The sequence below is a fragment of the Streptomyces sp. NPDC014734 genome (genome assembly GCF_043083325.1).
In the GTDB taxonomy this organism is placed as follows: Bacteria; Actinomycetota; Actinomycetes; order Streptomycetales; family Streptomycetaceae; genus Streptomyces.
Genome location: NZ_JBIBYN010000016.1, coordinates 85311 through 109994, shown reverse-complemented (window position 1 = coordinate 109994; position 24684 = coordinate 85311). Strand labels below are relative to the sequence as shown.

The following is a 24684-nucleotide window of genomic DNA, read 5'->3' as shown; positions in this document are numbered from 1 at the left end:
GGAAGTGAGCGGGCAACGGGATGGTTACGCGCCGCCCGGCCGGGAGGCCGGAGCGCAAGCCGGGCGGCGCGGTAACCGCTGGTGGACCTCAGTCCCTCCTGGACCCTGCCTGGACCTGAGGTCCACCAGAACCTCCGGCTCCTCGGCCCCCGGTTCCTCCGGCGAATCCGGACCCGGCGGATCCACCGGACTCAGCGGATCCACCGGATCCACCGGATCCACCGGATCCACCGAGAGCGTCGGACCCGCCGAACATCGGACCCGCCGGGGAGCGTCGGACCCGCCGGAGAGCGTCAGGCCCTCAGACGCGCTGCCAGAGAGCCGGCGTGTCCGCCGGTGTCCAGCCGGGCTGCGCCAGGTGCGCCTGGAGGCAGCGGTAGCTGTCCGAGCCGTAGGTCACGACGTCGCCCGCGTTGTAGTTCGTTCCGACGGCCCAGGTGCCGCCCGTCGGCGGGTTGGTCGGCGGGTCGGTCGGGGTGCCGTTGGTGACCAGCGTGAGCCCGTACGCCTGGAGCGCCGGGTTCACCGGCTGGAAGTACGTCGTACCGCCCTGGGAGCAGTTGCCCGAGCCGCCGGAGGTGACACCCTGCGCCTGGCTCCCGGAGATGAACGAGCCGCCGGAGTCCCCGGGTTCGGCGCACACGTTGGTGCGGGTCACTCCGGAGACGGTGCCCTCCTGGTAGGTGACACTGGTGTTGCGCTGCTGAACGGTTCCGCAGTGCCAGCCGGTCGTCGATCCGGAGCGGCAGATCGACGCGCCCTCAAGGGCCTCGGTGGATCCGGTGACCGTCACGTCCCCGTTGCCGTACCCGTTCACCAGGGCGCGCGGCGTCCAGTTGGTGTTGGTGGCGACCCAGGAGTAGTCACGGCCGGGGAAGGTGGACCCCTGGAAGGATCCCTGCGCCTGCTGGTTGTAACCGCTGGTGCTGACCCCGGGCGTGCCGCAGTGGCCGGCGCTGACGAAGCCGGACTGCGTACCGCGCTTCACGGGGAAGCCGATGGAGCAGCGCCCCTGCCCGTTCATGTAGTAGGCGTCGCCGCCCCGGAGGTCGGCGAACGTGCGCGGCTGTTCGCTGCTCCGCCGCACCGTCACGACGTCGTCCCGGACCCCCGCGGCGGCGAGGAAGGCGGTCGCGGCCGAGGTGTCGGCGGCCTGTACGACCACTCGGTTGGAGGCGACGTCGACGTACCAGACGGGCACGCCCGTGGGAGCGGCGCGCCACGCCTGCGCGTCCAACGCGGCCTTGGCCGTGTTGAGTTCGGACAGACTGTGATCGACGACGACGGCCTTGGCACCGGCCTTGCCGATACGGGCGGCCTGCCCGGCATCAGTAGTGGCGACGGTCAGACCGGCGGTGTCGCCGCTCACCCGGGCCCCGGCGAAGTCGGCGCCGAGGGAACGTTCCAGTTGCGCGGCGACGGCCGCGGCCCGGGACTCCCGGTCGATCCGGGCACGCGCCTGGGCCTCGGTCAGCCCGAGGTCCCGGTGCATCGCCTTCAGCAGACCGGGCGAGAGCTGCTGAGCGCCTGCGGCGGGGGCAGGAAGTCGGGGAGCGGGGTCGGCGGACGCGGTGCCGGTCAGACCGGCCAACGCGAGAGCGCCGATGGCCACGGTGGCGGTACACGCGGCCAGGGCACGTCTGCGGAGGATGGTGCTCTCCACGGAACTCTCCTTGACGTCGGGGGAATTGCCGTCAACGTAGCCGCGTACACGTCATTGCCAGGAGATCCCGTTCCCCCCCTCACTTCGCGTTATGGGGTCAATGTTTCAGCCCAGGGTGGACCTCCCCCCCACCCTGTTGCACGACCGTTCCGCAGCCGTTCCACCCGCATCGACGGAGGCCTGATCGCCAACCGCACCGACCAGCGTGGGCCGACGGGCGCCTCGGCCGCCGCACCGGCCGTGTCCGGGACTCCGAGGTCAGTGAGATCGCCGTGGACCGGATGCCCGGAGCGGCCGAGGACGTCCACATGTGCCGGTGAACTCCCCCAACGCCGCCTCTGCCCATAGGTTCACCCCATGCAAATAGGTGAGCTACTGGATGCCGGACGCACCGCCGACGTGTACGCACTCGACGAGAACTGGGTCCTGCGCCGGAACCACGACGGGCTCGACGCCACCCATGAATGGGCGGTCATGTCCTATCTCAGTGCCCACGGATATCCCGTCCCCCGGCTCGGTCCCCGCACCGCCCGCACGGCCCCCCACGACCTGGTGCTGCGGCGCCTGACCGGACCGACGTTGCTCGGCTCCCTGGAATCCGGCGGCCTCCCCACCACTCGGGCCGCCGCCCTGCTGGCCCGGCTCCTCGCCGAACTCCACACCGTTCCGGCCCGGCTCTCCCCCCACCCCGACGACCGCATCCTCCACCTGGACCTGCACCCCGACAACGTGGTCCTGACACCCCAGGGCCCCGTCGTGACCGACTGGGGCGACACCGCCGAGGGCCCTCCGGCCCTGGACCGCGCCACAACCGCCCTGACACTCGCCCACATCGCCGTCGACCCGCACCGGACCACCACCTCGGCCGCCGCCCACACCCTGCTCGACGCCCTCGCGCCCCACCTCGCCGAAGCCGGTGGCATCTCCGCGCCCCGCCTCGCCGAAGCCGTCGCACGCCGGACCACCGCCCCGGCGACAACGCCCCACGAAGCCTCCCTCCTCGCCGAGGCGGCCTCACTGGTCACCGCGTCGACGGGGTGACACGGCCCCCGTCGACGCGGAGCACGCCCCCATGACACACCGGGACACGGATTCAGACGGACCGGCACATCGTGGACACGGATCAGACAGGCCGGCACATCGTGGACGGACCCCTCGGGGCATCGCCCCCGCGCCCGCCGCACCACACCGCCGCATCACCCATCGCCGTGTCAGGCCTCGCCGTGCCACTCGTCGCCGTGTCAGGCCTCGCCGCTTCCCCCCTCGCCGTACCGGGCCTCGGCCGCATCACCGCTCCCCGCGTCACTCCTCGTCGCGCAGCCGGGCCGCCAAGGAGACCAGCGGTTCGGTCTCCTCGGTGTGGCCCAGGGCGGTCAGGCGGGATACCGCAGCGTCGAGGCGGGCGAGGGCGGGGACGGGGCGTTCCAGGTAAACGCCCTCCACCGCACCCGCGAAGCGGACGCACTCGGCCCATTCGCCGGCGCGGTCCTCCTGCGGTCCCGGCTCGCCGAGCAGGGCGAGGGCCTTCTCCAGGGCTGCCAGGGCGTCCTGGTACTCACCGGCATGGGCGTTGACCCGCCCGTGTTCGTAGGCCAGGGCGGTGTCCAGTGAACGACCGCGGGCCTCGTACTCGGCGGCGCGGGCCTCGTCGGCGATCCGGCCGGCGTCGGCGAGGTAGACGCGGGCGTCGGCCAGACCGTCGGGGCCCTGTCGCTGGGCCTGAAGGCGGGCGAGTTCGCGCAGGCAGTTGCTGAGCTGCTCGAAGCGCGGGGCCCTGGCATGGGCGGCGATTGCCCGGTCGGCGGCCTCCCGGGCCCGGTCGAACTCGCCGGACTCGGCGAGGAGTACGGCGGTCTCCGCCGCGATCATGGCGTGGCTCCCCGGGTCGTCGTCCCAGCCTGCCGACTCGGCGGCGAGGGCGACGAACTCCGTCGTGGCGGCCTTGAGGTCCTCCCCGGTGTGCAGTGCGCGGGCGCGGGTCAGACGCAGTTGGGCGACGAGCCGGTCGTCCAGCTCTCCGGCGGCGACATCCGGTTCGGCCAGCAGGGAGTCGAGCAGGGCGATGCAGTCCTCGACACGACCCAGGTCGACGCAGAGCTGAGCCGCGTTGCTGTAGGTGCAGAACGCGTCCGTCCGGCTGCCGTGGCGCAGGTCCAGCTCCGCCGAACGCGTCAGATGCCGCAGCGCCTCGTCGGGGCGGCCGAGATGCATGCACGCCTGGGCCAGACCGCTGTGGAGGTGGGCGGTGTCGGCCACGTCGGCCGGCCAGTCGGCAGCCGCTCGCAGGGCCTCGGTCAGGTCCGCGTGCGCGGCCTGCGGGTCCTGGAGGCCCAGCCGGAGCCGGCCGCGAAGACCGAGCGCGCGGGGCAGGTGCCAGGCGGGGCCGTGCGCCTTCAGCCGGTCGAGGAGCCCGTCGACCTCGGTGACCGCGGTGGGCAGGTCGCCGCAGATGGCGTAGGTGCTGGTTCGCAGCAGCAGGGCATGGGCGAGCTGCCCACCGATGTCGTGCCGGGTGGCGAACGCGTGCAGCAGGTCCGCCTCGGCGAGAACCGGCGCCATGTGCTCCTCGCTCCCCGACGTCTGCAGGCGCAGACCGAGCGTGGTCGCCCGCAGCCGCAGCAGGCGGGCCTCGATGTACGGCGCGAGGCCGGACGTCTCCTCGTGCAGGCGGACCACGGCCGCATGGGCGGCGGCCAGCGCGGCAGCCTTCGCCTCTGCACCGTCGACGGCCTCCGCGGGGACCTCTGCACCGCCGGAGCCCTCCGCGGAGACCTCGGCGGCGGCGACCAGGGCGCAGGCGCGGGCGAACGCCGCCTCCCCCGGCTCCCCGGCGTCGTCGTACAGGCCCGCGGCCTCCTCGTGGAGAGCGGCGGCCTCGGCGGACTCGTTCTTCCGGTCCGCCCGGCTCGCCTCCTCGCTCAGCAGGTCCGCGCGCAGTCGTACGAGCGGGCCCACGGCCGGGTCGTCGGGGTGGACGTAGTCGCGGGAGGCGACGAGCGTGCGCAGTCGCGTCCAGCACGCCTGTGCGTCCGGGTGCCCCCGCTCGTCCAACGAGCGTGCCCGGAGGATGAGTTCGGGCAACGACTCCGGCACGTCGACGGGCGTACGGCCCGCAGGCACGGCAACCGGGGCGTCCGGAGCCACGTCGTCGAGGCTGCGGGGGCGCAGGGTCAGTTCGAGTGCGTCCAGGAGCGGAGCACGGTCGAGGCGGGCCCTGCGCCGGTCGGCGTGGGTCGTGTTCCCGTTGCGGGCGTCGAAGCGGGCGGCGAGGTCGTCCGCGCGCCCCCTCACCTCGGCGCGCAGACCGGCCACCGTCCAGGTGCGGCCCGCGAATCCCGCGGCGGGGAGATCACCATGACCGAGGGACTCGACGCGCTGGAGAAGAACCTCCACGCTCGTGAGGAAGTCGAACAGGTCCAGCGGCGAGTCCACCTCGTCGAACAGGCTCCGGTTCTCGGCGAGCAGTTCCAGACCGCGTGCCTCGTTGCCGGTCAGCGCACAGAACTCCAGGTGCCGGCCGACCTCCCCGGACATCGAGGGGTTGCGGCGGCAGTTGCGGTATCCGACGAGGTGCAGTTCGCGGGCCACGTCGAGGCGGCCGGTGCGCAGCAGCGGCAACAGCGCGTACGAGACGGAACGGGCCGGCTCCTCCTGGCAGGATTCCGTCCCTGCCAGCACGGGCTCCCAGACGGCAAGCGCCCGCGCGTCGTCTCCCGCCGCGAGGTGGTACAGGGCGCGCTCGCAGGTCTCGCAGGCCTCGCAGTCGCTGAGCCGGGTCCGGGAGCGGCCCGCCCACAGCTCGTAGGCGAGGGCGGTGTCCTCGCCCACGTGGGCGGCGAGCTGGTACGCCTCGCCGTAGTAGGGCTGGAGGCCCAGACCTGCCTTCTCGTACCGGTCGCGCATCTCCGTCAGCCACTGCCGCAGGCTGGCCAGCGGCATCTCGGGCAGCTCGCGCAGGGCGCTGGACACCCACTTGAACCGCCAGAACAGCGTGTGGCGCCGACGCTCGTCGAAGACGTCGGGCTGCTCGTCGAACAAGGTGAGCAGGCGGGCGAAGACAACGGGCGACTTCCGGGGCTCGGAGCCGTAGGTGTACGCCTCCTGGAGCTCGTAGAGCGCGTCGACGAGCGGGGCGGGCTCCGCGAACTGCTCGGCCGCGTCGACGAGTTCCTCGGCGGTGACGGTGCGGACGCGGCCGTAGGGACGGCGGTCGTTCTCCTGGAGCGCCCGGTACAGCTCGTCGGTGCTCTGGGGATGGGGTGCGGTGGGCATCGTCAGCTGTCCTTGCGGAGGGCGTGGGCGAGGAGGTCGAGGAAGGAGCGGTTGATGAGGCTCGATTCGGCGGGCCTGAGCGGGCGCCGGGACAGCAGCACGGCCTGCCCGTAGAGGGCTTCGGCACTGGTACGGGCCAGTTCGGGCTCGTCGATGGCGACGGCGGTGCGGACCAGCGGGTTGAGCTGGTTGAGGATCAGCTGGGCCCGCGGGGCCTCCTGGCGCAGGGCGCCGAGGATGTCGCCCCACAGGCCGCCCTCCTGCTCACGGGCGAGCTGGGAGCGCGTGCGCTCGTGCCGGGCCTCGCGGCTGTCGACGAGGAGGGCGGGGGCGGAGACCGGCTGGAAGGTGCGCAGCGCGACATCGCAGTCGAAGACGGCGAGGGCGTCGCGGGCCAGGGCGAGGTAGGCCACGGCGGCAAGTTCCGTCTCGCGGTCGACGGGGTCGAGGTGCGCGGTGAGAGTCGCCGGGTCCAGGTCGGCGACACTGGCCTCGGGCCTGATCTCGGGCAGCCGGTGGACCAGTTCGCGGTCGTAGGTGTAACCGCCGTTGACGACGCCGAGCCCGGCGGCCGAGGCGATCGCCGCGACCTGCCGGAACTCCTCCACGCTGGACGTCACGAGCACGGTGCGGTGGGTGCGCGCGAACTCGTCGAGAGTGGTGTGCCCGTCGGTGGTCTCGAACGGCAGCCAGGGCAGCAGCATCCGCAGGATCTCGTCGTCGTGCACCGCGAGCGACTTCACGGCGAGGTGGTGAGCTTGGAGGAAGCGGGCGAGCAGGTCCGGGTCGCTGGCGGCGGCCCGGGCGATCCACGCGCGCAACCGCTCGGCGAGGGCGTCGCGCACGGCGGCGAGCGTGTCGTCCTCGTACAGGGACTCACGGGACGCCGTCGGACGCAGACTCTCGGCGTCCACGACACAGCGGACGAAGAACGCCCAGTCGGGCAGGATCTCCTCGGCCTGCTCGGACAGCAACATGCCCTTGACGTGCACACGGTGGCCATGACGGCGCCCGGCCGGCACCGCCTCGGGCAGCACGCACGCGATGCCCTTCAGGCCCACGGCCGGCAGGTCCAGCTCGATGGTGTCCAGCGGCGTGAATCCGAGGACCTCCTCGCCGTACGCGGCCAGCGCGCGGGAACGGGCCCCCGGAGTGGGGTACGTACGCGTCCAGGGTGCGGGTTCGGGGTTGACGGACACGCCCGAGCCGGCCGGACCGCCCGAGCCGTCGTCGAAGATCACCGGATGGCGCAGCAGGGAGCCGAAGTGCCGGGCCAGCGCGTGCACCTGCGTCGGCCGGGTCCACTCGCCCGTGTCGGCGCGCGGTGTCAGCGTGATGGTGGTTCCGGGCCGGGGACGGGCCGACGCGGGCAGCGTGCGGACGGTGTAGCTGCCGTCGCCGCGTCCCCGCCATTCGACGGCGGGGGCGTCGGGGGTGCGGGCGGAGCGGCTCAGGACATGGATCTCGTCCGCGACCAGGAAGCAGGAGAGAAGACCGATGCCGAACTGCCCGATGAAGTCGCCGCGTTGCTCGGCGATCCCCTCGGCACGCTTGCTGCTGCGGCCGATCGTGGCCAGGAAGGTGTGCACGTCGGCCTCGGTGAGACCGACACCGTCGTCCTCGACGCGTACCACCGCGCCGTCGGCGTACAGACGGATACCGAAGGCGTCGACGGGGGCGTCCGGTTCGAGACCGCGCCGGGCGGTCAGCGCGTCCACCGCGTTCTGCAGGAGTTCGCGCAGGTAGACGCGGGGGCTGGAGTAGAGGTGGTGGGAGAGCAGATCGACGAGGCCGCGCAGATCGACCTGGAAGGCGCGATCGGCGCCGACCGGAGTCGCGGAGGTGTCGGGCAGTGTCATCAGGCAGTCCGGAGAGAGTGAGGCGGCGGGCGGCAAAAGACGAAAGGCGGAAGCGAAAGGCGGAGAGCGGAGAACGGAGAACGGAGAACGGGCGGCGGAGAACGGGCGACGAAGGTCGAAAGGAACCGGAAATCGGCGGGAGAGGAGCGAAAGCGAAACGACAGGCACCGGAAGGAACCGGGAACGGCGGAAACGAAACGACAGGGACCGGAACGAAACCAGGACCGACGCAGCGAAACGACAGGCACCGGAAGGAACCAGGACCGGCGTGCGCTCAGGCGTGGTGGCGGTGGTGCCGGGCGAACTGTTTCTCGGGCTCCGCGAAATAGGTCCAGGGCCATCTGGTGTGGGCGCCGTCGAGCGCCTGGAAGACGCGCCGGACCGTGTGGCGCTCACCGGCCAGCGACAGGGCCATGGCGAACATGTTGAAATCGTGCTGCCAGCCCGGGCGCCGCGCATAGGCGGGGTGGAGGATGCTGTGGTCGGCGGCGGCCTGGACCTCGGGGGTTTCGAGGCAGTCTCCGTCGTCCGACTCGACCCACTCCTCGATGTGCGCCATGGCGATGACACAGCCGAGCCGGTGCCCCTGCGGGGTGCGGGCGAACGCGTCGCGGGCGAACGCCAGGGCCTGGCCCGGCTCGCCGCCCCAACGCGGCTGCAACTGCGACAGCCATTCGACGTGGGTCTCCGGGTCCAGCGGGTCACGCCGCAGGGCGGCACCGAGCCGGGTCTCGTTGACGGCGGGACCCAGCGACATCCCCCGGCCGGAAGTCAGGAGACGGCGCCATGGCGTGACCCACTCCGGCCGCAGTTCGGCAGCCTCGAACAACTGCTCCTCGGCGATCTGGAGCCGCTCGCGGAAGACCCGCCACTGATCCTGCGTGACGTGCACGGCACGCGCGGTGGTGCGCGCCTCCCAGCCCCAGTTGATATGGCGCGCCCCGGATATCAGCAGGGCCGTCGCCCGGTGCTCCTCGTCCTCCTCGACGGCCCGGCCGATCCAGTCCTGCACACCGTCCAGGTCGGCGAGTTCGCCCAGAACCTGGTGGTCGCGGCCGAGATCGAAGGGTTCCAGCGCCGCCTTGACCGCCTCCCAGTCGCCCGCGTCGGCAGCCTCCACCAGAGCGAGCACCCGCACGTCCCCGAGCGCGCGCAGCGTATACGTCCCGTTCTTCTGCCTGCGAGGGACGGGAAGGGCGTACGGATCCGCCGCCGGTCTCTCACCACCCCTGCCGAACAGCTTGCCGAACATGCCGCGCCCTCCCCTGGTCCCGCGTGATCGTCGGGTGCAGCATAAACGGCCCCACCGACATCGCCTCCACAGGGTTTTCACGGGTGCTTCACGTGTCCGATCCCGGTTCAGGCCCCTCGCCCGAGACCGGCGGAACCGCCACCGCCGGACACACCCACGCCTTCCCCCGCCTCCTCACTCCACCCCCGCGCCGGACCCCGTCCCCTCCCCCGACGCCAGGCGGTCGAACCCGGTCCCGGTCTCCAGCACACCCCGCACCCGCTCGACCCGCTCGTCGTCCCAGACCACCTCGGGGTCCGGCTCCAGGAAGGCCAGGGCGATGCCGATGACCCCCACTGCGGACAGCGGGGACAAGTCGCCCGGGCCCAGCGGACCACCGCCCTCCCCCGCAGGACCGCCACCCGCCCCCGCGAAATCGGCGCCCGGGCCCGCAGGACCGGCACCCGGCCCGGGCAGCGTCCCCGGACCGCCCGCCGCGCCCGTGCCGGACGGCAGCGACAGCGCGGTGAGAACCAGCCCCCGCATGGTCGCGTTGACCAGGAGGGCCAGTGACTCGAAGGTCCCCGCCCCCGGACGGAGCCGATGGCCGACGAGCAGCGCGAGCCGGGCGTACGCCCCCGCGATCCGGGTGACGAAGGCCCGCTCGGACTCGGCAAGGGTCCGTTGCAGATCACCACGCAGCTCCCCGTCGTCGAGGCTCAAGTACGTTGCGTGCAGGGCCAGATACGTACGCCACTCCGTCGAGCGACGCATGGCTTCGAAGTCCTGCTCGGCCCCGTGACGCAACAGCTCGACGAGGAGTTCGTGACGGGAGGCGGGCGTACGGAACCAGTCCAGGCGCTCCAGCGCCCGGCCCCTGACCCGCTCGACCGTCTCCCGGTCGGAAACCGCCGCCGGAGCCGCGGCCTTGGCGAGTTCGCGCAACAGGTCGCTGAAGAACATGTCCTTGTACGGCCAGCGTCGGTACACGGCACTCCGGGAGACACCCGCGTCCCGGATGACGTCCTCCAGCCTGATGTGCTCCAGGCTCACGGTCAGCCCACTGCTGTTGACCATGTCCAGTGCGCACTGGAGCATGCGCCGCGCGGTCTCCGCGTCCGACAACCGGCGCCGACGGCCCGCCAGACCGGTAGGACCCTGCCCACGCGCACCCTCGACGCCGCTCCCGCCGCGCCGCTCCTCATTCGTCAACTCGACCCCTAATGAAACATGGTGTTCCAAGTTTCATGTCTGCTAGTTTGAGGCCCACAGTACTCGGAGTACACGTACGAGCACGACGAGAACGGGGAGAACCATGTCCGACCGGAGCACGACGATCGGCGCCCTGCGGGCCGGGGCGGCGCTGACCCTGCTCAGCGCCTGCGTCACGGTAGCCCTGAGCGGCGACCTCGCCGACCAACTGCACGCCCTTTACCCGGCCGACCCCCACAGGGCCGAGACTGCCGAATCCAGCATCCTGACCTACCTCTTCACCCTTGAGGTCATCGGCCTCGGCCTGTGGTGGTGGACCGCGCGGGCGGTCAGGGGCGGCAAGCGACGGGCCCGCGCCCTCGCGACCGGCGCCTTCGCCGCCGGGACGGCACTCTCCCTCTACCACTTCAGCCAGCCGCACCCGTTCCTCATGACCCTGGCCGGCGCGCTGCCCTCCCTCGCCGGGCTGGTCGCGGTGTTCCTGCTGTGGTCGCGCGACACCGTCGCGGCCACCTGACCACCCCGCCGAACGGGGTGTGCCGAGACTTCGCGCCGCGGCGACCGTCCGTCAGATGGTGATGAAGCTGTCCGGATGATGGAAATCGGGTTTCGGCGAGGCGTGCTTCAGAGCCCAATAGCCGAGATCGCCGTCGTCGTCCTCGACCACGGCGGAAAGGGCCATGCCGCCGGCGTGCGGCAGGTCACGCATGTCCAGCCGTACGTCCACCTGCAGCCGGTCCGGCTCCCGTGCGACGTGCACCCGGGGAGGCGTGGACGGACGCACATCCGCCCTGTTCCGGTGGTAGTCGTCGAACGCGTAGAGGGCCCATTCAGTGGACGGCGAGACGTTGAGCTCGTAGTAGGCAGGGGAGTCGGGCCACTTGCGCACGAACATCTCGAAGCAGGTGTGCTTCCACAGTTCGTCCGTATGACGTGGACTTCGCGTGGCGGGGACACGCAGGCGGGAGAGGTCCGCGTGCAGCGTGTACCGCAGGTCGAACGTCCCCTGTGCCGGTTCCTCCACCCGCACGTCGAGCGCCCGCACGATGCCGGGGCCGGAAGGCGTGAAGGGCCTCAGGGAGAACTTGCGCGGAAGGCGTGAGGTCATGTCGTCACATTCTGGAGAACTTCAGGAGGAAACGAGTCAATCCTCGGAAGGATTTCTTCCGGAATAGAGGCTGATCGCGGCTGCCCCTGGGCAGGATGGAACGGCTCTCCGCACGCGCGTCGATCCCGCCTTTCAGGAGGGAAGCGAATCTATCCCATGGACCGCCGGGGATTACGGGTGAGCCCTTGGGCGAACCGAGGCGCATCGCCGCGACCGGCACCGCCTCCCGGCCGGAGAGGAGAGACCGGCTGGAGAGGAGACCTGCCGGAGAGGAGAGACCGGCCGGAGAGGAGACGGTGACGGGCGGGGTCAGCAGATCCGTCGCGATGGTTCTCGGCCCTTCGAGTGCCGTCGGGCGCTGTTCGGCGGCGGAATGCGACTCCACCGGCGGTCGGGGCAGCGGTGCGGCAACTCGGAAACGCCGGCTCGGACGGCCAGGGGTTGCACGCTTCCCGCAGCGCCGAATTATGTTCGCGTGATATCTGTGAGAACCCCGTGAAAATCGGGGGCGCAGGCCATCATCGAGTACACCTGCGTGACCTTTTCCAGGGGGTCCCGGTAATCCGGAACGTCGCCCTCCATAGTGGAGAACGTTCCACCGGCTTCCTGGATGATGACGTGTGGGGCGACGCAGTCCCAAATGCGGTTGCGGCGATGCATGGAAGCCGCGTACACACCCTTTGCGACCATCATGCAATCGAATATACTGTTGCTCATCCGGATCCCTCGGCAACGGGATGCGATGCTCTCCATTGCCCGGAGATCGAGCTCCGTCTCCGGCGGATGAAAATCCATTCCGTAGGCGACCAGCTGTTCTGCCAACTCGCCTCCGGTCTTGAGTTCGAGTTTGTTTCCATTCATGTGGGCGCCGTGCCCGACCGCGGCGACATATGTCTCGGAGAGAGCGGGAAGACTCACCCCGCCCGCCACCGGCCTGCCATGCTCAAGAATCCCGACCATGATACCGAAAAGAGGGCTTCCCGCAGCAAAATTGGAGGTTCCGTCGATGGGGTCGATCACCCATGTGATGGCAGAGGTCCCCCTTACCGTGCCCCACTCCTCGTCGATCTCGTTGTCGTGCGGAAACCGTTCGTGAATCCGGCTTCTGAGTTTCTGTCCGATGGCCAGGTCGGCATCCGTCACGACCTGGTTCGGATCGGCGTCCTTGATGTGGGAGGTCAGACCTCGCGGGAAGGACAGGGCCGTTTCGGCCGCTTCCCGGAGCAGAGATTCCAGAAAGGCCAGATACTCCTCTAGGGGTGGCCGGGCTGCGGTGGAGATCACCGAGAGACGCTCGCGAATCGGGAGTAGTGTTCCAGGATCGGAACTTCCGGTGCGATCAGGTCGGCCGGAAATTCACTGGTGGCGAAAAGTCTCGCCTCAGAAACCTCCGAGGGATCCCGTTTGAGATGCGACCAGTCTCGCGCTGTGGCCGTGTAGACCGCGGTCAAATTGAAGACCTGATCCCCGTTGGGATATCGGTAGTACTGCTCCGGCCCGGAGAAGACGTTCATCAGTTTCAGCTCGTCGACCTCCAGCCCGACCTCCTCCATCACCTCTCGCCGCGCGGTCTCCTCCAGGGACTCTCCCGGATCCATAAATCCCCCCGGCAGGCCCCAGCCTCCGGTATCAGCGCGCTCCATCAGCAGGACTCGACCACTGGGATCCACGACGATCACGGCGGCTCCGGGCAGAATAAGCGGACGCGTACCCACGCGTGCGCGCAACTCTGAAATATAGCTCAATTTGAGCTCCCTCGAAATTTATGGACACCTGCGCGATGAGCCACCAGGGTAACTACCTGAATACGGCGACGCACAACGATTCGTCATCCACCGAATCTCCCGATTTGTAGCCGCTCCGCGCCGAGGAGCACTCCGTCGCACCCATGGCTGATCACACCGGCTTTGACCTGCGTGAATCTCGCGTACGAGAGGCTCGTTCGGTCGTATCCCGATCGCGCATGCCGAACGGTGTTTGCCTGGACGCCTTGACAGTTCGCCGACCTCCTTCAATCATGAGCGGACTTGCGAGGCATACCTGACCCGACGGGCTCGGCCCTCTGGAGACCTTGAGCCGGAGTCAGGCGGAAGCAAATTTCCGCACATATGAGAAGGGGGCACTTTCGTGATCGATGTCCATTCCCAGGGGCCCGGAATCGAGAGCATTGAATCCGAGCCGCATGTGGGCCCGAGCACCCTGAAGCGTCTCATTGCGTCCTGGCCACGACGGGCCACCATTCGCACGGACATGTCCGCCTTCATGAATTCCGAAAACGTCGCATCGGATGAACTGGACTATCCGGTGCACCTCGTTCCCTTCGCCGAGCACCCGCGCTTCCTCGATGCTCCGGAGGCGTCGCGCCGGCTCGTGAACACATTGGCGTGGCAGGCCTACAACGCCCGGGTGATCGCGGCTGAGGAGAACGTCGCCAATCCCACCTTCGAGATGCTCGCGCGCGGAGTGTTCCCCGGCATCGATCGGTACGAGGCCAAGGAGGCCGTCCAGCAGTCGCACATCGACGAGGTGTGGCACACCTATATGCACATGACGGCGATGCAGCGTACGAAGGAGGCTCGCAACCTGACCCTGGAGCCGGACTACTCGCACCCGGTGACGAACAAGCGCCTGTTCGAGCTCACCGCGCAACGGAGTGAGAAATGGGAGCGGGACATCCTGTTCCTGGTTTGGACGGTGGTCGGCGAACTCCACATCAACAACTTCCTGGAGTTGCTCGCACAGGACAAGACGATTCATCCGATGCATTCGCTCGTGGCGCGCCTGCACGCAAGGGACGAGGCGGCGCACGGGCCCATCGTGGCCGAACTGATGAAGGACGTCTTCGTCCACCTCAACAAGGAGCAGCGCGAACTCTTCGCCGGTTCCGTCGGGGGCGCGATCCGGGCCCTGGCGGCACAGGACTACGAGCTTTGGTCCGAGATTCTTCAGTTCGTCGGCATATCCGGCGCGGTTGAGATCATCGCCGATACGCGCGGCCTGCCGGGCACGGACATGATGTTCACCGACTTTTCCACGGTGGAACGTCTCGTCCGCGAGTTGGAGATCGAGGAGCGTGTCGACTACGACTTCTCGAAGACGGCGGCACGGTAGCGTGGTTGAGCCCATCGAAGCGCATCAACCGCACGAACGGCTCTGGTCCCGGGATTTCACGCTCTTCTTCGCGGGCCGGACCGTATCGATCTTCGGCGACCAGATGCTTCTTCCGACCACGATCACGGTGGCGGTACTGCAGGCCGGGTACGGGGTCACCGGAGTGGGCTACGCGCTCGCCGCCTACACCGCTCCGCTGGCCGTCTTCGTCATCCTCGGCGGTGTCATCGTCGACCGGTTCACTCCGGTGCGCGTGATGGTCGCCGCGGACATGGCCCGGCTTACCGTTCACAGCGCTCTCGCGGTGGCGTTCGCGGTCGGTAGGCCGGCCCTCTGGCTGATCCTCATGATGCTTGCACTGAGCGGGTGCGCCGCGGCGGCCTTTCAGCCCGGCTTCGGCAGCGTCATTCCGCGGATCGCCCGTGACGTCCAGAAGGCCAACGCGGCGCTGCGCGTCACGGAATCGCTGGCGACAGTGGCCGGGCCCGCCGCGGCCGGGCTGCTTCTCGTCCTCGCGTCCATTCCGGTCGTCATGGCGATCGACGCCGCGACGTTCGGTGTCAGTGCCGTCTGCCTGCTCGCCCTGCGGCTGAGGACCCCGCGTGTGCAGCGGCAGGTGCCCCTCCGGCGCGACCTCGTCCAGGGGTGGCAGGAGTTCCGGGCGCGTACGTGGCTCTGGAGCGTGATCGTGGTCTTCATGCTCTTCCAAGTGACCGTGAACGGTCCCTTCATGACCCTCGGACCGAGTCTCATCACCATCGAGCACGGGGAGAAGGCCCTCGGCGTCATCATGTCGATGTTCGGGGTGGGCGCGGTTCTGGGCGGCCTGGTCGCCGCTCGCCTCAAGCCGCGCTATCCCTTGCGGGCCGGTGCTGTCGGTCTGGCCGTCGGCACCCTTGCCATCCTGGTGGTCGCCATGCGGCTGTCCCCGCCGTTGCTTGCCGTCGGATATCTCGTGGACGGTGCGGGCTCGGCGTTCTGGCTGGTCATGTTCCACACGAGCGTGCAGACGAAGATACCCACCGACGTGCTGGGAAGGGTGCACGCCTACGACGTCGCAGGATCCGTGATCATGCGACCGATCGGACAGGTCGCCGCCGGACTGGTAGCCCTCTCGCTCGGCGCCGCGCCAGTGCTGTACTTCTCCTCGGCGATGCTGGTGGTCACCGCGTGCCTGCTGCTCGCCATTCCGGTGATCCGCAACCTGCCCAGGGACTGACCGGATCAGCTGTCCGACGTGCGCTTCTCACTCCGGCCGCCGGCACGAACCACACTCCGGGCCGTCGCACAGAACCTCGGACCAGGCCGTCGGCACAGGGCTCAGCCGCCGAGTTGGGCGAGCAGGACGACACCGGAGTCCGCCAACTCGTAGAGCACGCGCGAGCCTATGCGGTGGCGCCCCACGAGACCTGCGGAGTGCAGCACCGCCAGGTGCTGCGACACGGTACTCGGCGCCAGACCGGTGGAGCCGGCCAGTCCCATGGTCGTGGCCGGTGCGTGCAGCCCGCGCAGGACTGCCGCCCGTCCGCGGCCAAGAATGATCGTCAACCTGTCGTTCTGGCGCACCTCGTCGGCGGGCCTGCCCGCGGCGCCGGCGGGCCCGCGGAGAATCGCGGCGTTCTGTGCCTGGTAGGAGAACGCAACCGTGTCGCGCAGGGTGGAGAAGATCCTCATGCCGCGCGCGAACAGCACGGGCACGATGATCAGGCGGCCGTCCGTCATGCGCCAGTCCAGATCTGCCTGGTGCGGAACGCTCAACTCGGGACGTTCCCAACGAACCCGTCCTCCGAGTTCGTGCAGCATCATGGCCGCGCCCCCGGTCACCAGAGTACGGCCGCGTACCAGGATCTCTTCTTCCAATGCGCCCCGCATATCGGGCCAGTAGGCCGCGATCGCAGCGCTCCAGTAGTCCCCTGTGAGCTCAGCGAACCTGTTGTGTCCCGATGCCCGAAGAACCTCCAGCTCGTCCTCGATCGAGGACGAGGGACAGTCGGGGATCGGCGTGAGAGAGGACGACAGGCCCACCTGGTGCACTCGCACCATGCCGACCAGCTCTCTGTGCAGCGCGGGCGAAACCCGGCGGCGTGCGGTCGCGAGCCACTTCGCGTAAGGGTGCGGAATCTCGCTGCGATATCGAATGGTCAACGCCAGGCTGGAAACGGCCTCCCATAACGGGCTGATCGCGATACGTACCCGTCCGAGAGTGAGCTCATCGAGCTGTATCCGGATCACGTGGCGTCGCTCAGACCTCTATCTTGAGCGACAGGTCCTGACACAGGGCGAGAACCGCGTTGATCCACCTCGACGGGTCGGTGGGATCGAAGTCCTGCATCGTTTCGAGTTCCCAGTACTTGTCAAAGCTGAGCGCCGTGGGCTTGGCCTCTCGGAAGCGGCGTGACCGCCACTTGATCAGGTGGCTTCCGTACTGCCCCTGCTCCTCCAGCAGCGCGTCGACCGTGTAGCCGAGGGCTTGCCGCGCCGAGAGCACGGCACTGTTCAGATCGCCGTCCTCCAACTGTCCGATGCTGTCCTCGATGGCCCGGTCCGCTTCGCCGAGGGAACGGGTGACGAGGATGGACTGAAAGGCGGAAGCCTCAAGTTCGGCGCGACGACGCAGCACCCAGTCCTCACCGAACAACGGCCGACACGTCGCCAGTCGCCCGAGAAGCACCTCCTCACGCGGCGGGAGCATGTCACCGCTGTTGGCGCGGACCTGGTCGAACCCGGTCCAGGAGAGCTTGGCGAGCAGCTGATCGAACTGGGTGTCCACCCAGTAGGAGAGATCCCAGTCGCGGTTGTCGGAGTGGAAGGTGTGCCACTGCACGACCGGGGGCTCCAGGAGCACCGAGGTCTCGACACAGTCGGGGCCCGTCCACGGTTCCGTGCTCACCATGCAAATGTCGAAATCGCTCTTGTTGTTGCCCCAGCCGTTGGCGGACGACCCGACAAGAAAGGAGGCCTGGCAGCTTTCCGGCACCAACTGCCGGTCGATCAATGTACCCCAAATCCGGGCAACATCTACCTGCATCTGGATCTCCATTGGAATGAGCGACTACGGACAACTGAAACTGGCGGCCAGGCTAACGACGCCGCGTAACGGTGTACACCGATTCGTCGCGGACCGAATCGAACCTATTCGCCGCTCTGTTCGCCGCCCTGTCCGCGCAGTGGAGACGCCGCACCGTCGGATCGGTACGCGTCGGCCGGCCACCGCGCCCCTCGTCATCAGCGACCTGCCCGCCGGTACCGCTGCGCGGCCGCACGGACGTGCGCCCACGTCCCGCACGAGATACCGCCCAGCGACCGCCACAGCGCCGTCGACGACGACCAAGCAGGTGACCGACTCAATGATCAATTCGACGGACGCGTATACGAGTTGCCGGAACAGGAGGCAGAGCGGCGCGGTCGCGCATCGAGGGCTTGCGGAGATGGAGCGCGTGATCCTCAATGGTCTAGATCTTTCACTGTCGGGCGGCAATAATCCCTGGGCGCGAGTGCACCGGCTGCGACCACGCCAATGTCGTCGAACGCGCAGCCGCACCTACGAGGCCTGGCATGCCATTTGTCGACCCCTCTGCCCATATGACCGTCTCCTGACGCCCGTTGTCTTCGAAGGCTTGCCCTGTCATCCGTCTCGGACCACGTCCCGACGGTTGCCCTGTGCTGCCCGGAAAGACCTAGAGCAACCGGAAGTGAACGTGTATCGCGACGATTCGAGCGCCGTCTACTACCCCGTGTCAGACCTCAGGATCACCAGCGGCAGTGGCGTCCACATCAGAGACTCCGACGGCCACGAGTACATCGACTGTGCGTCCGCCACCTTCAACCTCAGCCTGGGATACGGGCATCCGGCGGTCGTCAATGCGATGAAGGAGCAGGCCGACAACCTGGTCCACGCCACATCCAGCTTCCAGACGGATGTGATCAACCGGCTCTCCGCCCGTCTGGTATCGCTCGCGCCCAAACGACTTACCAAGGCCCACCTCAAGGTGTCCGGCGGCTCCACGGCCAACGAGGGGGCCATCAAGATGGCGCAGCGCGCCACCGGGCGGCGCGACGTCGTCACCCTTTTCCGCAGCCATGTGGGCCAGACCATGGCCATGGCCGCGCTGTCCGGGAACGCCTTCCGCAAGAAGTCCTTACCACTGGTGGGCATCGGTGGACTCCAGGTGCCCGACCCGTACTGTCTGCGTTGCTTCTACGGACAGCAGAGCGACAGTTGCGGACTGATGTGTGTGGACCGGCTTGCCGACTTCCTGGAATACGCGAGCAGCGGAAGCGTCGCGGCTGTCCTCGTCGAGCCCATTTCCGGCAACGGCGGCAACATCGTGCCCCCCGACGGCTACTTCGCCAAGCTGCGCGAACTGTGTGACACGTACGACATCAAGCTGATCCTCGACGAGATCCAGACCGGCATCGGACGCACCGGCCGCATGTTCGCCGCTGAACACTTCGGCGTGGAGCCCGACGCCATGACCGTCGGGAAGGGGCTCGGGGGCTCCGGCGCGCAGGTCGCGGGCATCCTCGCCAGCGACGAGTTGAGCGGCCTTCCGGCCAACGACCACTCGTTCACGTACGGGGCGAACCTGATGTCCGCGGCCGCCGCCCTCGCCACGCTCGACGTCATCGACGACCCCGTCTTCCTCGCCAACGTCCAGGCCACCGGATCACTGATCCAGGAACGTCTGAAAGCCGTCCAGCCCGCGCTGCCGTGCGTCGTGGACGTGCGCGGCGTCGGGCTGATGATCGGCGTGGAGATCGTGGACGCGGACGGCGCTCCCAGCGCCGCCCTCACCAACTTCCTCGCGAACAAGGCGATGGAGTACGGGCTGATAGTCCGCACCTCCCGCTACGGATACGGCAATGTGCTGAAGATCCGGCCTCCGCTGATCCTCACCATGGACGAGGCTCACCTGATCTGTGACCGGTTCGAAGCGCTGCTGCGCGCCCATGGTCACTGAGCCTCTTTCCCGCACCTCATTCCCGCAAGGAGAAACTCCGATGGACAAGAACTTGGGCTTCCGGGACTTCGGCGTCGACGTCGTGGTCAAGCTGGGAGGCAGCCTCCTGGCCGACTTCGACCGGGCCCGCGAGCTGGGCGAGACCCTGTCGCGGCTGGCTGCCACACACCGCGTGGTCGTCTTTCCCGGTGGTGGCCCCATCGACAACTACATCGAAGACGTGGACCGCACACTCCACTTCCCCGCGGACATCCACCACCAGCTCTGCGCCCGTGCCCAGGACCAGACCGGATTGATCTTCTCGACCCTCTGCCCCGGTTCGAAGGTCTTCACCCGGCCCGTCGAGGTCTCCTCCGTCCTCGACGAGAAGCGTGTGGCGATCATGCTGCCGATGGAGCAGATCATCGGCCTCGACATCTTCGAACGGTCCTGGGTCATCACCTCCGACTCGATGGCCGCGTGGTTCGCCCGCTTCTTCGGTGCGCGGAAGTTCGCCATCCTCACCGACGTCCCGGGAATCCGGCACCCGGAGGGCGACGGCACCTACCTGGAGCGCCTGTCGACGGTGGACGCGGCGGCCATGGGACGGACCAGCATCGACGAGTGCCTGCCACCCTTCCTTGAGGCCAACGGCATGTCCTGCACGGTCCTGAACGGGCAGGACCACGCATCCGTCAAGAACTGGTTCCGGGGCGAGCCCGCTCCGGGAACCGAGGTGTACCCGGTGGGCGTGGGGAACCGAGACTCGGCATGAACGTCGTACACACGGGCGTCGGCCCCTTCGTGCCTGGGCCGGACTCCGGCTTCGTCCTCTTCTCTCCCGACGCGACCGGTTCGGGACGGCAGTGGCCCGCCCTGCGCTACCTCGGCACCCTGGGCATCCGCGTCAAGGGCGTCGCCCCGCTGCGGCCCACCTCGGAACAGATCGCGGCGCTGTACGGGAAGAACCGCAGGGGCCGGGCACCGGAAGCCGAGGATCTGCTGGTCGACCGGCTCTTCGCGGCCGGGCCGAGTCTCGCCTGCTGGCTCGTATCCGACCACCTCGACACGCCTTCCCTGACCGACACGCTGCGCGCCTTGAAGGGGCCTTCGGACCCGGCGGCGTGCCATCCCGGGCATCTCCGTCATGTTCTCGGCGCCGAGAACCGGCTGATGAACGGGGTGCACTCCAGTGACTCCCCGGAAGAGGCCCTGGCCGAGCTCGACGCTCTGGGGGTCACGGAGTTCCAGGCGTTCACCGGCCCCGGTGACGAGACCGGCGGCACGGGCCCGGCCACCAGTGCGCTGGCTGTGGCCTGCCACGTTCGGCGCCGTGTCCTGGATGCCGCCCTCGACGTCCCCGTACCCGAGGCACGTTCCCTGCAGAATCAGGCGGAGGAGCTGGCCGGACGGCGGATCAAACCGGCTGGGGTCCTGACGTCCCTCGGTGCGCTGTGGGACCGCCAGCACGCGGCGGTCGAGGCCACCGGGGCGGGGAACGGGCGGGCGGTCGTCGACTGCCTTGCCCAGGTTGCGGAGGCCTGCTCGGTACGGTTCGACGCGGACAGCCTGACGGCCGCGACAGCCCCCTACGGAGTCACCCCGTCCGGCTGGGAGGACCTGGTTCTTCGTTGCCAGGCGACCACCGGGGTTCCGGCGAGCTGGCACAACCCCGCCGAGCCCGAGCCCCCGGACCTGCCGGCCGCGCTCTGAACCTTTGTCCCACGTCACGGCCCGGGCCCGCTCATCGAGTGGTCCCGGGCCCTTTACGTCCCGGGCCGTCCCGGGCCCTTTTACGCCTCTGCCGGTCTTACGCCTCTGCCGGTCTTGCGCCCCTGCCGATGTCGGTGACCTCCGGCACGTGAGCGGCCGGAGGCGTGGGCCGGAAAGAGCAAAAGCCCCAGGTCACGGCGAGTGAGTCCTGAGGCTTCCACAGAGCCGCCTTCGGGATTCGAACCCGAGACCTACGCATTACGAGTGCGTTGCTCTGGCCAACTGAGCTAAGGCGGCACACCCTGTCGCACTATGGTGCGATCAGCAGCGTCGCCAAGTCTACACAGTTTCCGGGGGTGCTCCGCACCACCCCCGCTCCGGCTCGTTCTCGCAGGTCAGCGGCCGGATCGGCGGAGATGTTCAGGAGCACTGCGTGCCGTCGTCCGGCGGAGTGCCGTCCAGGAGATAGGTGTTGATCGCGGTGTCGATGCAGTCGCTGCCGCGTCCGTACGCGGTGTGACCGTCACCGCGGTAGGTGAGGAGCCTGCCGGAGGAGAGCTGGCCGGCCAGGGACTCGGCCCACTTGTACGGGGTGGCCGGGTCGCGGGTGGTGCCGACCACGACGATCGGGGCGGCGCCCTCGGCCTCGATGCGGTGGGGGGCGCCCGTGGAGCGGACGGGCCAGTGGGCGCAGTTCAGGGCGGCCCAGGCGAAGGCACGGCCGAAGACCGGGGACGCCTTCTCGAAGTCGGGGAGCGCCCGGGTGACGGCTCGGGCGTCGGTGAAGGCGGGCGGCAGGTCCAGGCAGTTCACCGCGGCATTGGCGAACATCAGGTTGGCGTACGTGCCGTTCGGCTCGCGCTCGTAGTAGCTGTCGGAGAGGGAGAGGAGTCCGGAGCCGTCCCCCTTCGCCGTATGGGTCAGGGCGTCGCGGAGCTGGGGCCAGGCCGACTCGTCGTACATGGCGGCGATCACGCCGGTGGTGGCGAGGGACTCGGTGAGTTCGCGGGAGTCACCCGTGGGGACCGGCCTGGCGTCGAGGGCGGCGAACAGCCCCTTCAGACGGGTGGCCGCGTCGGCGGTGGAGGTGGTGCCGAGCGGACAGCCGGACCTCTTGACGCAGTCGGCGGCGAAGGACTGGAACGCGGTCTCGAAGCCCGCGGTCTGGTCTCGGTTCACGTCGAACGCGGGGAGCGAGGGGTCCATCGCACCGTCCAGGACCATGCGTCCCACCCGGGCGGGGAAGAGGCCCGCGTAGGTCGCGCCGAGATAGGTGCCGTACGACGCCCCGACGTAGTGCAGCTTCTCGTCGCCCAGCAGCGCCCGCAACATGTCCATGTCGCGTGCCGTCTCGACGGTGGAGACATGCGGAAGGATCCGGGCCGAGTGCCGCTCGCAGCCACTCGCGAACTGTTGAAAGGCGTTCCCCAGCCGGTCGACCTCGGCCGCGTCGTCGGGAGTCTGGTCGACCTGCGTGTACGCGTCCATCTGCGGCCCGTCGAGGCATTCGACGGGCTCGCTGCGGGCGACCCCGCGCGGGTCGATGGCGACCATGTCGTAGCGGGCCCGGACCTGGGCGGGGTAGCCGACGGCCGCGTAGTTCTGGAGATAGCCGATGGCGGAGCCACCCGGGCCGCCCGGGTTCACCAGCAGGGAGCCGATCCGCTCGCCGGGGCCGGTGGCCGCGGCACGGGAGACGGCCAGGTCGATGTCGCCGCCGCCCGGCTTCGCGTAGTCCAGGGGGGCCTTCATCGTCGCGCACTGGAACCCCTCGACTCCGCAGTCCCGCCAGTTGAGCTGCTGCGCGTAGTAGGGCCGGAGCGCGGCGGGCGTGACGGGAGCGGACGGGGACGAACTGTCCGACCCACCACTGCTGCAGCCTGAGACGAGGAGACCTGCCGTGCAGAGCGCGGCGGCGAAGGTGCGGAGCGGGCGCCTGGAGTCCATCCCCGGAGCGTAGCCGCCGAGGCACGGAACGCCCCGTTTATCGCCCGTACGGGTGAAAGGACCGATTACGGGCCATGACGGCGGCGGACCATGGGCCGTACGTGCCCGTACGCGGACGGGGACCGACGCCTCACCCGGCGCGCAGCGCCATCGTCATCGCCTCCACCGCGAGCAGCGGCGCGACATTGCGGTCGAGGGCGCGTCGGCAGGCGCTCACCGCTTCTATCCGGCGCAGGGTGCGCTCGGGCGTGGAGGATTCGGCGACACGATCGAGGGCGTCCTGCGCGTCCCCGTTGGCGATCGCGATCCGCGAGCCCATCTGCATGGCCAGTACGTCGCGGTAGAAGCCGGTCAACTCGGTGAGCGCGAGGTCCAGACTGTCGCGTTGGGTACGTGTCTTGCGACGCTTCTGCCGGTCCTCCAGCTCCTTCATCACGCCCGCCGTGCCGCGTGGCATCCGCCCCCCGGAGGCGGCGCCGAGCGCGGCCTTCAGCTCCTCCGTCTCCTTGGCGTCGACCTCCTCGGAAACCTGCTTGGCGTCCTCGGTGGCGGTGTCGATCAGCTCCTGGGCGGCCTTGAAGCAGCCCCCGATGTCCTCGATCCGCAACGGCAGTTTCAGGACGGCGGCACGACGGGAGCGGGCCCGCTCGTCCGTGGCGAGCCGGCGCGCCCGGCCGATGTGCCCCTGGGTGGCACGGGCGGCCGACGCGGCCCGCTCGGGATCGATGCCGTCGCGCCGGATGAGCACGTCGGCGACCGCGTCCACCGGGGGCGTGCGCAGGGTGAGGTGGCGGCAGCGGGACCGGATGGTGGGCAGCACGTCCTCCAGGGACGGGGCGCAGAGCAGCCAGACCGTGCGCGGCGCGGGCTCCTCGACGGCCTTCAGCAGGACGTTCCCCGCACCCTCGGTGAGCCGGTCGGCGTCCTCCAGCACGATGACCTGCCAGCGGCCCCCCGCCGGGGAGAGCTGCGCGCGACGGACCTGCTCACGGGTCTCCTTCACACCGATGGACAGCAGGTCCGTACGGATCACCTCGACGTCCGCGTGGGTACCGATGAGGCTGGTGTGGCAGCCGTCGCAGAAGCCGCACCCGGGTACGCCGCCCAGGGCGCGGTCGGGGCTGGTGCACTGGAGGGCGGCGGCGAAGGCCCGGGCCGCAGTGGAACGGCCGGAGCCCGGCGGTCCGGTGAACAGCCAGGCGTGGGTCATCTTCGACCCCGGTGCCACCGGCTCCCCCGCGGAGTGGGCGGTGACCAGCGCATCGGCGTCCCGGGCGGCGGCACCGAGCTGTTCCTGCACCCGGTCCTGCCCGACCAGGTCGTCCCATACGGTCATGGGTCACCGCCCTTCCGGTGGTGTGCGGCAACACGGCCGCACCGTTGTCGCGCGTTCGTCGCGTGCGTTCGTCGTACGTGTCGCGCGTTCGTTCGTCGTACGTGTCGCGCGTTCGTTCGTCGTGCGTGTCGCGCGTTCGTGGTGCGTTGTCGTGCGTTGTCGTGCGATGCGACAGCGCGGTCGGCCGACGCTGCCCGTCACTCCATCCATCCATCCATCGACCAATCAGTCGATCGATTGATCGATCCGGACGAAGCCGGACGGGAACCGAGGCGGATCCGTCTTCCCATTG

At 69.2% G+C, this 24684-nt stretch carries 19 protein-coding genes and 1 tRNA gene; 7 read left to right on the top strand and 13 right to left on the bottom strand.

Annotated features, from left to right (window positions below; all coding sequences use genetic code 11):
- Positions 1-301: 301 nt before the first annotated feature.
- On the bottom strand, positions 302-1663 hold the full coding sequence (locus tag ACF1CT_RS24110; RefSeq protein WP_391785993.1) for an alpha-lytic protease prodomain-containing protein: 1362 nt from the start codon (positions 1661-1663) through the stop codon (positions 302-304).
- 357 nt (positions 1664-2020) lie between these two features.
- Here ACF1CT_RS24110 and ACF1CT_RS24105 point away from each other — a divergent pair, with 357 nt between their 5' ends.
- Complete coding sequence (locus ACF1CT_RS24105; protein WP_391785992.1) at positions 2021-2704, top strand: phosphotransferase; 684 nt, start codon at positions 2021-2023, stop codon at positions 2702-2704.
- A gap of 261 nt (positions 2705-2965) precedes the next feature.
- On the opposite strand, the gene ACF1CT_RS24100 is transcribed toward ACF1CT_RS24105, so the two are convergent.
- The 4 genes from ACF1CT_RS24100 to ACF1CT_RS24085 form a co-directional block, all read right to left on the bottom strand.
- Positions 2966-5935, bottom strand: coding sequence for a hypothetical protein (locus ACF1CT_RS24100; RefSeq protein ID WP_391785991.1), 2970 nt, complete (start codon positions 5933-5935; stop codon positions 2966-2968).
- Positions 5936-5937: 2 nt separating this feature from the next.
- Positions 5938-7794 (bottom strand): HSP90 family protein, encoded by a 1857-nt coding sequence (locus tag ACF1CT_RS24095; RefSeq protein ID WP_391785990.1) that lies wholly within the window; start codon positions 7792-7794, stop codon positions 5938-5940.
- 274 nt (positions 7795-8068) lie between these two features.
- Entirely contained in the window at positions 8069-9046 is a 978-nt protein-coding gene (locus ACF1CT_RS24090; RefSeq protein WP_391785989.1) for a hypothetical protein, read from the bottom strand.
- Positions 9047-9220: 174 nt separating this feature from the next.
- Positions 9221-10237: a TetR/AcrR family transcriptional regulator gene (locus tag ACF1CT_RS24085; protein ID WP_391785988.1), complete on the bottom strand. Its 1017-nt coding sequence runs from the start codon at positions 10235-10237 to the stop codon at positions 9221-9223.
- Between the two features lie 103 nt (positions 10238-10340).
- Between ACF1CT_RS24085 and ACF1CT_RS24080 the strand changes: the two genes are divergently transcribed.
- On the top strand, positions 10341-10754 hold the full coding sequence (locus ACF1CT_RS24080; RefSeq protein ID WP_391785987.1) for a hypothetical protein: 414 nt from the start codon (positions 10341-10343) through the stop codon (positions 10752-10754).
- Between the two features lie 51 nt (positions 10755-10805).
- Here the strand turns inward: ACF1CT_RS24080 and ACF1CT_RS24075 are convergent, their stop codons facing one another.
- From ACF1CT_RS24075 to ACF1CT_RS24065, 3 genes are all read right to left on the bottom strand, one after another.
- On the bottom strand, positions 10806-11345 hold the full coding sequence (locus ACF1CT_RS24075; RefSeq protein WP_391785986.1) for a DOMON-like domain-containing protein: 540 nt from the start codon (positions 11343-11345) through the stop codon (positions 10806-10808).
- 465 nt (positions 11346-11810) lie between these two features.
- A complete protein-coding gene (locus tag ACF1CT_RS24070) occupies positions 11811-12629 on the bottom strand; it encodes an inositol monophosphatase family protein (protein WP_391785985.1) in 819 nt (272 codons plus the stop codon).
- Positions 12626-13090 carry an NUDIX hydrolase gene (locus tag ACF1CT_RS24065; RefSeq protein WP_391785984.1) on the bottom strand — a complete coding sequence of 155 codons (465 nt, stop codon included), beginning with the start codon at positions 13088-13090 and terminating at the stop codon, positions 12626-12628. Before ACF1CT_RS24065 ends, ACF1CT_RS24070 begins: the two co-directional genes overlap by 4 nt.
- Before the next feature lie 382 nt (positions 13091-13472).
- Between ACF1CT_RS24065 and ACF1CT_RS24060 the strand changes: the two genes are divergently transcribed.
- Both ACF1CT_RS24060 and ACF1CT_RS24055 read left to right on the top strand, forming a co-directional pair.
- A complete protein-coding gene (locus ACF1CT_RS24060; protein ID WP_391785983.1) occupies positions 13473-14456 on the top strand; it encodes a diiron oxygenase in 984 nt (327 codons plus the stop codon).
- A 1-nt stretch (position 14457) separates the two neighbouring features.
- A complete protein-coding gene (locus ACF1CT_RS24055) occupies positions 14458-15675 on the top strand; it encodes an MFS transporter (RefSeq protein ID WP_391785982.1) in 1218 nt (405 codons plus the stop codon).
- A gap of 101 nt (positions 15676-15776) precedes the next feature.
- Here ACF1CT_RS24055 and ACF1CT_RS24050 read toward each other — a convergent pair whose 3' ends face one another.
- Together ACF1CT_RS24050 and ACF1CT_RS24045 are read right to left on the bottom strand one after the other, a co-directional pair.
- Positions 15777-16688 (bottom strand): ArsR/SmtB family transcription factor, encoded by a 912-nt coding sequence (locus tag ACF1CT_RS24050; RefSeq protein ID WP_391785981.1) that lies wholly within the window; start codon positions 16686-16688, stop codon positions 15777-15779.
- A 10-nt stretch (positions 16689-16698) separates the two neighbouring features.
- Positions 16699-17484, bottom strand: coding sequence for a hypothetical protein (locus ACF1CT_RS24045; protein ID WP_391785980.1), 786 nt, complete (start codon positions 17482-17484; stop codon positions 16699-16701).
- Between the two features lie 664 nt (positions 17485-18148).
- Between ACF1CT_RS24045 and ACF1CT_RS24040 the strand changes: the two genes are divergently transcribed.
- The 3 genes from ACF1CT_RS24040 to ACF1CT_RS24030 are packed head-to-tail and all read left to right on the top strand — an operon-like array spanning position 18149 to position 21109.
- Positions 18149-19417, top strand: coding sequence for an aspartate aminotransferase family protein (locus ACF1CT_RS24040; protein WP_391785979.1), 1269 nt, complete (start codon positions 18149-18151; stop codon positions 19415-19417).
- 40 nt (positions 19418-19457) lie between these two features.
- Complete coding sequence (locus tag ACF1CT_RS24035) at positions 19458-20171, top strand: hypothetical protein (protein WP_391785978.1); 714 nt, start codon at positions 19458-19460, stop codon at positions 20169-20171.
- Entirely contained in the window at positions 20168-21109 is a 942-nt protein-coding gene (locus ACF1CT_RS24030; protein WP_391785977.1) for a nucleoside-diphosphate kinase, read from the top strand. The genes ACF1CT_RS24035 and ACF1CT_RS24030 overlap by 4 nt, the downstream gene beginning before the upstream one ends.
- Before the next feature lie 223 nt (positions 21110-21332).
- Here ACF1CT_RS24030 and ACF1CT_RS24025 read toward each other — a convergent pair.
- The 3 genes from ACF1CT_RS24025 to ACF1CT_RS24015 all read right to left on the bottom strand — a co-directional run bounded on the left by ACF1CT_RS24025 (position 21333) and on the right by ACF1CT_RS24015 (position 24392).
- Positions 21333-21406, bottom strand: a tRNA-Thr gene (locus tag ACF1CT_RS24025).
- A gap of 123 nt (positions 21407-21529) precedes the next feature.
- Complete coding sequence (locus ACF1CT_RS24020; RefSeq protein WP_391785976.1) at positions 21530-23056, bottom strand: alpha/beta hydrolase; 1527 nt, start codon at positions 23054-23056, stop codon at positions 21530-21532.
- A 130-nt stretch (positions 23057-23186) separates the two neighbouring features.
- A complete protein-coding gene (locus ACF1CT_RS24015; protein ID WP_391785975.1) occupies positions 23187-24392 on the bottom strand; it encodes a DNA polymerase III subunit delta' in 1206 nt (401 codons plus the stop codon).
- Positions 24393-24684 lie beyond the last annotated feature (292 nt).

Bases quoted from the DNA above. Each gene is read 5' to 3' on its own strand.
- ACF1CT_RS24105 (WP_391785992.1), top strand. From the start codon at position 2,021: ATGCAAATAGGTGAGCTACTGGATGCCGGACGCACCGCCGACGTGTAC.
- ACF1CT_RS24100 (WP_391785991.1), bottom strand. From the start codon at position 5,935: ATGCCCACCGCACCCCATCCCCAGAGCACCGACGAGCTGTACCGGGCG.
- ACF1CT_RS24095 (WP_391785990.1), bottom strand. From the start codon at position 7,794: ATGACACTGCCCGACACCTCCGCGACTCCGGTCGGCGCCGATCGCGCC.
- ACF1CT_RS24090 (WP_391785989.1), bottom strand. From the start codon at position 9,046: ATGTTCGGCAAGCTGTTCGGCAGGGGTGGTGAGAGACCGGCGGCGGAT.
- ACF1CT_RS24080 (WP_391785987.1), top strand. From the start codon at position 10,341: ATGTCCGACCGGAGCACGACGATCGGCGCCCTGCGGGCCGGGGCGGCG.
- ACF1CT_RS24075 (WP_391785986.1), bottom strand. From the start codon at position 11,345: ATGACCTCACGCCTTCCGCGCAAGTTCTCCCTGAGGCCCTTCACGCCT.
- ACF1CT_RS24045 (WP_391785980.1), bottom strand. From the start codon at position 17,484: ATGCAGGTAGATGTTGCCCGGATTTGGGGTACATTGATCGACCGGCAG.
- ACF1CT_RS24035 (WP_391785978.1), top strand. From the start codon at position 19,458: ATGGACAAGAACTTGGGCTTCCGGGACTTCGGCGTCGACGTCGTGGTC.
- ACF1CT_RS24030 (WP_391785977.1), top strand. From the start codon at position 20,168: ATGAACGTCGTACACACGGGCGTCGGCCCCTTCGTGCCTGGGCCGGAC.
- ACF1CT_RS24020 (WP_391785976.1), bottom strand. From the start codon at position 23,056: ATGGACTCCAGGCGCCCGCTCCGCACCTTCGCCGCCGCGCTCTGCACG.
- ACF1CT_RS24015 (WP_391785975.1), bottom strand. From the start codon at position 24,392: ATGACCGTATGGGACGACCTGGTCGGGCAGGACCGGGTGCAGGAACAG.